This is a genomic window from Streptacidiphilus monticola, from assembly GCF_042658505.1.
Classification (GTDB): Bacteria; Actinomycetota; Actinomycetes; order Streptomycetales; family Streptomycetaceae; genus Streptacidiphilus; species Streptacidiphilus monticola.
Genome location: NZ_JBHSQJ010000170.1, coordinates 1 through 7,426 on the forward strand (window position 1 = coordinate 1; position 7,426 = coordinate 7,426).

At 69.1% G+C, this 7,426-nt stretch carries 7 protein-coding genes; 3 read left to right on the forward strand and 4 right to left on the reverse strand.

The features are described from left to right. From ACFP3V_RS30260 to ACFP3V_RS30270, 3 genes are all read left to right on the forward strand, one after another. Window positions 1-509: extracellular solute-binding protein (locus ACFP3V_RS30260; protein ID WP_380590501.1), on the forward strand; the 509-nt coding region annotated here is incomplete at its 5' end. A gap of 10 nt (window positions 510-519) precedes the next feature. Further along, window positions 520-1,542: a carbohydrate ABC transporter permease gene (locus ACFP3V_RS30265; protein WP_380590504.1), complete on the forward strand. Its 1,023-nt coding sequence runs from the start codon at window positions 520-522 to the stop codon at window positions 1,540-1,542. Then, window positions 1,542-2,444, forward strand: a complete 903-nt coding sequence (locus ACFP3V_RS30270; protein ID WP_380590507.1) for a carbohydrate ABC transporter permease — start codon at window positions 1,542-1,544, stop codon at window positions 2,442-2,444. The genes ACFP3V_RS30265 and ACFP3V_RS30270 overlap by 1 nt, the downstream gene beginning before the upstream one ends. 42 nt (window positions 2,445-2,486) lie before the next feature. Here ACFP3V_RS30270 and ACFP3V_RS30275 read toward each other — a convergent pair whose 3' ends face one another. From ACFP3V_RS30275 to ACFP3V_RS30290, 4 genes are all read right to left on the reverse strand, one after another. Continuing rightward, window positions 2,487-2,897, reverse strand: coding sequence for a DUF7144 family membrane protein (locus ACFP3V_RS30275; protein WP_380590510.1), 411 nt, complete (start codon window positions 2,895-2,897; stop codon window positions 2,487-2,489). A gap of 160 nt (window positions 2,898-3,057) precedes the next feature. After that, complete coding sequence (locus tag ACFP3V_RS30280) at window positions 3,058-4,212, reverse strand: lipase family protein (protein ID WP_380590513.1); 1,155 nt, start codon at window positions 4,210-4,212, stop codon at window positions 3,058-3,060. A 241-nt stretch (window positions 4,213-4,453) separates the two neighbouring features. Next, window positions 4,454-6,580 carry a cellulose binding domain-containing protein gene (locus ACFP3V_RS30285; protein ID WP_380590518.1) on the reverse strand — a complete coding sequence of 709 codons (2,127 nt, stop codon included), beginning with the start codon at window positions 6,578-6,580 and terminating at the stop codon, window positions 4,454-4,456. A 458-nt stretch (window positions 6,581-7,038) separates the two neighbouring features. Further along, on the reverse strand, window positions 7,039-7,426 hold a 388-nt coding region (locus tag ACFP3V_RS30290; protein WP_380590516.1), incomplete at its 5' end, for a cellulose binding domain-containing protein.

Genomic DNA, 7,426 nt, shown 5'->3' on the forward strand with positions numbered 1-7,426 from the left:
CCGGGTCGTCGGCGGGCATGCTCGCCAACCACAAGGCGGGCATGGAGCTCATGGGCAACTGGGACCCGGGAGTCATCGCCGGCCTGACCAAGGACCAGAAGCCGCTCCCGGACCTGGGCTGGTTCCCCTTCCCGTCCGTCTCCGGCGGCCAGGGCGACCCGACCGCCATCATGGGCGGCCTGGACGGATACTCCCTGTCGAAGAACGCGCCCAAGGAGGCCCTCAGCTTCCTCGAGTGGCTGGTGACCAAGGACCAGCAGGAGGCCTACAGCCAGGCCTTCGTCACGATCCCGGTGAACAAGGAAGCCCAGTCGGTCGTCACCCAGCCCTACAACATCTCGGCGCTGCAGACCTTCAACAAGGCCGCCTACTCGATGATGTTCCTGGACACGGAGTACGGCCAGAACGTCGGCAACGCCATGAACACCGCTGTCGTGAAGCTGATGGCCGGCCAGGGCAGCGCCGCCGACATCGTCTCGGCCACCAACGCCGCTGCCGCGAAGGGCTGAGTAAGCAACAATGAGCGAAACCCTGGGTACTGAAGCAGCCATCGGCCGCCAGTCGCAGGGCACGCCCGGGGTCGGGGGCGCGGCTGAGTCCGCGTCCCCGACTCCGCCGCGAGCGGCTGGGCGCCGCCGCGGCCGTGCCAGGATGCGGCTCGAGATCGCACTGCTGTCCGGGCCGGCGGTCATCATGTTCTTGGTGTTCGTGATCTTCCCGGTGCTGCTCGCGGCGTTCTACGGCTTCTACCGGTGGCACGGCTACGGGGCGCCCACCGACTGGGTCGGTCTGAACAACTACAAGCTGATCCTCACCGATCCTGCGTTCCAGCAGGTCCTGTGGCACACCGGCCTGATCCTGGTGCTCTCCCTGGTCATCCAGGGTCCGCTGGCGATCGTCCTCGCGCTCCTGCTCAACCAGAAGATCCGCGGCCGCTCGGTGATCCGCGTGCTGATCTTCGTGCCGTACGTCATCTCCGAGGTCATCGTCGGCACCGGCTGGAGCCTGATGCTCACGAGCAACGGCGCCGTCAACGACCTGCTGCAGCACATCGGTCTGGGTTCGTTGCAGGCCGAGTGGCTCGCCAACCCGAAGCTGGCGCTGTGGACGCTGATGGCGATCATCTCGTGGAAGTACATCGGCTTCGCGGTGATCCTGATGCTCGCCGGACTCCAGTCGATTCCTGACGAGCTGTTCGAAGCCGCCGCCATCGACGGCGCCTCCTACTGGCAGATCCAGCGCCGCATCACGCTGCCGCTGCTGGGGCCGACCATCCGCATCTGGGGCTTCCTGTCGATCATCGGCTCGCTGCAGCTGTTCGACCTGGTCTACATCATCTGGGGACCCTACGTCTCGGGAACGGCCGGGACCTCGACCATGGCGATCTACATGGTCGCCCAGGGCCGCAACGCGGGGAACTACGGCTACGGCAGCGCCATCGCCGTCGTGATGTTCCTCATCTCCCTCATCGTCGCGCTGGTCTACCAGCGCTTCGTCCTGCGCCGGGACCTCCAGGGCGCCGTCACCGAAGGAGCCCGCTGATGAGCGCGACCAGCGCCAACTCCTGGTTGTCGTCCGCCGGGGAATCGGATTCGCCCAGCGGCCGTCGCAAGAAGCGTGACCGGCCGCAGAAGTGGGGGAGCCCGTTCACCTACTTCGTCGCACTGCTGTTCATCGGCGTGTGCATCGCACCGGTCCTCTACATCGTGCTGGGCGGCTTCCGCACCAACTCGCAGATCACGACGAGTCCGGCGGGCCTGCCGAGCCCCTGGGTGTTCAGCAACTACGCCGACGTGCTGACGTCGACGACGTTCTGGGGTGAGTTCGCCAACTCCGTCATCGTCGCGCTGGGGAGCACGCTGGGCATCGTCGTCCTCGGCCTGATGGTGAGCTTCGTGCTCGCCCGCTACGACTTCAGGCTCAAGGGCGCGATGTACTCCCTGTTCGCCGCCGGCCTGATGTTCCCGCTGGTCATCGCGATCACCCCGCTGTACATCGTCATCAAGGACCTCGGCCTCACCGACAGCCTGTTCGGAGTGATCGTCCCGCAGATCGCCTTCGGCCTGCCGACCACCGTCATCATCCTGGTGCCGTTCCTCCGGGCGATCCCGAACGAGATCGAGGAGGCGGCCGCGATCGACGGCGCCAGCCGGCTCGGGTTCTTCTGGCGCATGGTGATCCCGCTGTCGCTGCCCGGCGTGGTGACCGTGGGCATCCTCGCGTTCATCGGCAGCTGGAACAACTACGTCCTGCCGCTGTACATCCTCAACTCGCAGGCGAACTACACCCTGCCGCTCGGCGTCCAGGCGTTCTCCTCGCAGTACTCCACGGACACCGCGAAGGTCCTCGCCTTCACGTCGCTCGCCATGCTGCCCGCACTGATCTTCTTCACGATCTTCGAGAAGAAGATCGTCGGCGGCCTGACCGGTGCCGTGAAGGGCTGATCTCCCACTGCTGCCCCCGCCGTCTCCGCGGCGGGGGCACTGTCACATGGACGGGTGGAACCTGCTGAGCGCCCACATGATGAGGAGGTCGAGGGTCATCATGGTGATCGCCCACGCCGGGTAGTACGGCAGGAACATGAACTGGGTGACCAGGCTGATCCCGGCCAGGGTCAACCCGGCCCAACGGGCCCAGCCCCTGTCCGCCAGCACCCCGACGCCGGCGACGAAGAGCGCCACGCCCACGACGAGGTGGATCCAGCCCCAGGCCGTGAGGCTGAAGTAGTAGGCGTACCGCGCCGGGGAGAACAAGTGGTCGCGGGCGATGCCGGTGACGCCCAGGAGGATGCTGATCGGCCCGCTCACCAGCAGCGCGATGCCGGCGAAGAAGGACGCACCGGTCAGTGCCTCGTGGCGGCCCGCGTGCTCGTGCCGTCCGTCGGGTACCGCTGTCATGGCTGGCACCTTTCTGCTCTGTCGCCATCAGGACACGCCGTCAGCGCGGGACGGGCACGGCGCATCCTCCACACTTCCTCCCCACCGAGGGCCCCGCGACCCCGGCTCGGCCAGGCGAGGGCAGTCCCCGCCACCAGCACAGTGGTGAGTGACCGCGGCCCTATGCGGGGGTGTTGCGGTACGGGTGGTCGCCGAACTCCGTGAGGCCGCCTTCTGGCGTGAGCGCCTCGATGTAGTGCTGTGGGGCGTGGTCGTCGATCTGGTACCCCATCGACAGCGCGTGCAGCGCGGAGATCCTGCCGGTGAGGAAGGAGAGGCCGGAGGAGAGGAGGCCGACGACGCCGTGCATCTGCTCGCTCTTCCTCAGGCGCGGCGTCCAGGCACCCCGGTCGAAGGCGTACTCGCGGCCGAAGTGCGCGAAGGAACCGGCGTCTCGCGGGGGGACGTGGGGGACGGGGTCCTTGCGGTAGACGAAGCGGACGACGTTGTCGCGCAGGGCTGCGATCGCGTCGCAGCCCTGCGCGAGTTCGGGGCTGCCGACCATCGGCTGTCCGAAGGTGTAGGTCGCCTTGTGCACGTCTCCGAGAGCGGCGTGCTGGTTGTCGTCGGTCATGAGCAGGATGGTGTGGATGGCTGCGATCGCGCCGCCCAGGCTGTGTCCCGTGATGTAGAGGGCTTCCATCGGCTGGAGTGCCGGTGTCTTCGGGCCGGGGTGGGTGGTGCCCTTCGGAGCGGTGATCGGCAGGCCCTGCTTCGCCCGGAGCAGGGCCTCGGTGATCTTGTACCGGGTGGCTCGCGTGTTGCGGTAGAAGCCGCCGTGCACGTCGCACGGTTCTCCGCCGACAGTGAGGGCGATCTTGCTACGGGCCAGGTCGGCATCCGCCAGCCAGCTGATGAGGCCGGTGGGCTGGGTTCCCCGGTAGGCGAGGATGACGACGCGCCCGCTGGCGCTCTGGACGAGGAAGGCCGTGGAGGCGATGAACATGGCGTCGACGTACGTGCCGATCATGCGGCAGCGATTTCCCTCGAGTCCGAGCCTGGCCATCATGGTGGCGACCGTGCCGGCGTCGGAGTAGGCGTAGCCGGCGCACGTGGCGAGGGTGCGGGCGACAACCCGGTCGGGATGGGTGACGCCGGGCTGGATCGGGTCCGCGGGGTGGATCAGGCGCTCGGTCAGGTCGTGGTAGACGGGGAAGACGCCCTTCGCCGCGGGGGTGAGCGGGCGCAGCGCGGCCAGGGGCGGTGCTTCGGCGTCCTGGACCCAAAGGCCGTCCTCGGCGCGGACGTTGGGGGCCATCGTCAGGGGTGTGGGCATGGCGCGTGCCTCCAGGAACGGCGCTCGGCTGCTCCCTACTGTGAGGCAGCGGCGGGTTGGGGCCGTGCCGTGCCGCTCCGGACGCGGGCAACTTCGCTCTTTCGGTCGCTTTGGACCGGGTCGTCGACGGCTGCGTCCGGTGCTTCCGATGTTGTGTCGCTTCCCTCGCGCTTCGCCACGACGGTCGAGCAGGTGGCCGGCCGCCCCGCCGGTGGCCGGCCACCTGCTCGCCGACGGCCTGTCAGTTCACCGTGCAGGCGGTCTTGTTCACCGTGAACGACGCCGGTGCGGCGCTGCTGGTCGTCCAGGTGGCCTGGTAGCCGAAGGAGGCCGACCCTCCGGGCGCGACGGTGGCGTTGTAGCTCAGGTTGCCGGCCGTCACGCCGGTGCCGCTCTGGCCGACCGTGGCGTTCCACGCGTTGGTGATCTTCTCGCCGTCGGGGAGGGTGAACTGGGCGGTCCAGGAACTCCAGGCGCTGGAGCCGGTGTTGGTGAGGGTCACGTTCGCTGTGAGGCCCCCGGACCAGACGTTGGGGGTGTAGGTCACCGCGCAGGACACGCCGGTGGCTGAGGGACCGGTGGTCACCGCGACCGTTCCGGAACGGGTGGAGCGGTTGCCCGCGGTGTCGCGGGCGTAGACGGCGAAGGTGTAGGTCGTCGAGGGGGTCAGGCCGGACAGTGTGGTCGCGTTCGTGGTCGGCTGGGCGACGACGGTCTCGGTTCCGCCCGTCAGGGAGACGACGTCGTAGCCGGCGATGCCGGCGGCGCTGGTCGACGCGGCCCAGGTCAAGGTGGCTGCGGTGGCGGTGACGCCGGAGGCGACCGGGGTGCCCGGCGTGCTGGGCGGGGAGATCGCACCGCCCGGCTGGAGCGTGATCACGGCCGCCGAATAGGGCGCGATGCTCTGGGACGAGGCACTGCCGGTCGAGGCGGTGCTGATGCCGTTACCAGGAGGAGCGAGCGTGGCGACGGAGGGGGCGGTGGCGGCCGGGGTGAAACCGGCGTAGCCGAGGGCCACGTTGTAGGTGTTGGCGGGATCGTCGTTGACCAGCAGGACGCGCAGCGTCCCGTCGGGCGCCTTCGCCGCGTACGCCTTGACCAGCGACTGGTTGGACGAGGCGGCGACCAGGGTGTCACCGGGGTGGATGAACCTGCTCAGCAGTTGCATGCCGTAGTAGGCGGGGAACGGCGTGTCCACCGCCGGCTCGCAGACCTGGGAGCCGTTGACGGTGCCGCAGCTCGCGTCCGACAGGATCCCGTAGTCGCCGTAGGTGGCGGTGCCGTAGAGGGAGGAGCCGTTGTCCCCGGTGGTGACGATGCCGTTGTGGATCTGCCACCAGTCGACACCGGCGACCCCGTTCTGCAGCCAGCCGAGGTAGTCCTGCGCCAGGAAGAGAGCGTTGACCTGGCTCAGGGTCTGCTTGCCGGGGTTGCTGGACACCGAGTTGGTCTCCGTCACCATGATCGGCAGAGTCGAGCTGCCCGCGTACTGGCCCAGCTGCGACCGCAGGGTGGAGACCATGCCGGGGATCTGCGCCGACGCCGACAGCAGGGTGGCGTCGTCCGGTCCGGGCGGGCCGACACTGGTCGGGTTCTGCGGGTACCAGTGGACGTCCGCGAAGCCGATCTGCCCGGCCAGCGCCGTCATCACGGTCTGGTTCCAGGGCTGGGGACTGCCTGCCGAGGTCTGGCCGTCGGGCCAGTTCCCGGGGGCGGTCAGCACCACGCCGACCACGATGGAGGGGTCCACGGCCTTCATCGCGGAGATGTAGGCCTTGACGTTCTGGGCGTAGACCGCCGGCCCGCAGTTCGTGGGACTGCTGCCCGCGGCGCAGTGGCGGTCGGGCTCCCAGCTGCCGCCGTAGGTGCCGTTGCCGTACACCTCGTTGCCGATCTCCCAGTACTTGATCCCGTAGTGGTGGGTGACATTGGCGTAGCGCACCCAGTCGGCGGCGAGCTGCGCCCCGGATTCGGCGGGGCTCTGCGTCGCGCCGACCGCGTCGCCGGTGCCGTAGTTGACGGTGACCATGCCCTGCGCACCGGTCTGGCTGAGCAGCGTGGCGTACTGGTCGAAGCTCGTGGGCCAGGTGTTGCCGGAGACGACGTCGGAGTTGTTCTTCCAGTCGTAGGTGTCGGCGGAGGTTCCGCCGGGGAAGCGGATGAGCCCCGTTCCGGCCGACTTGAGCAGCCCCGGTACCGCGGCGTCGGTCAGGGCCGCGTCGTAGACGGAGCCGTTGGTGCCGATCGCTGTGGCCGGGACCGTGGCGAGGGCTTGCCCCGCGTTCACCGTCGCCGTCGCGGCCTGGCCGGCGGCGGCGACGGCGGTTCCGGGACTCAGCCCTGTCAGTGTGATGCCGCCCAGACACATGGACAGCAACAGAGCTGTGGTCGCCGCCCGACGGCGCCCGCCGGAACGTTGTCCTATCCGCATACCGCTCTCCCGTGACGTGCCGGATCCTGAGGCGTTGCCCCGGGGAGCGATGGTGAGCAAGGGTTCGTCGACGGTCAATTGCCGGAGCGGCCGCGAGGCGTGCAGCAGCGACGACGCGCGAGGCAGCGTGAAACGTACAGAGCAGAGCGTGGCGCTGCGGGGCCTTGCCGTGGGTGGGGGCAGCCGGGGCATCGCGGCGGGGCTGCCGTGTCCCAGCCGTAGGCCGGCTTGCCTGCGATGCCGATCAACTGCCTGTCGGTCAGGCGGTGTTGTTCAAGTTGTGCCGACAGGAGTCGGGCGATCTTGTGCGGCGCGGCCGGTTGCTCTGGCGTCCGTGGCGATACGTCGGCGGAGGAACCGCCCCGCCGCCAGGGGTAGTCGGCGGCGGGGCGTGATCAGCTGGCGGTGCAGGTGATCGTCGGGGCGACGGCGTTGCCCGAGGCGGTGAAGCCCAGGTTGGTGGTGGCTCCCGCGGCCAGCGAGCCGTTGTAGGAGGCGTTGGTCACCGTCTCCGACGCGCCGGACTGGGTCAGGTTGCCGCTCCACAGGCTGGAGATGGACTGGCCGCTCGGCCAGGTCCAGGTGAGCTTCCAGCCGGAGATCGCGGCGGAGCCTGCGGTGACGTTGATGGAGCCGTTGAAGCCGCCGGTCCAGCTGCTGGAGGTGGTGTAGCTGGCGGAGCAGCTCTTGGTGCCGGAGCCCGGGCTGGTGGTCGGGGTCGGCGTCGGGGTGGGGGTGGGGGTCGGGGTGGCGCTGCTGCCCCCGCCGCCGGAGGTCACCGTG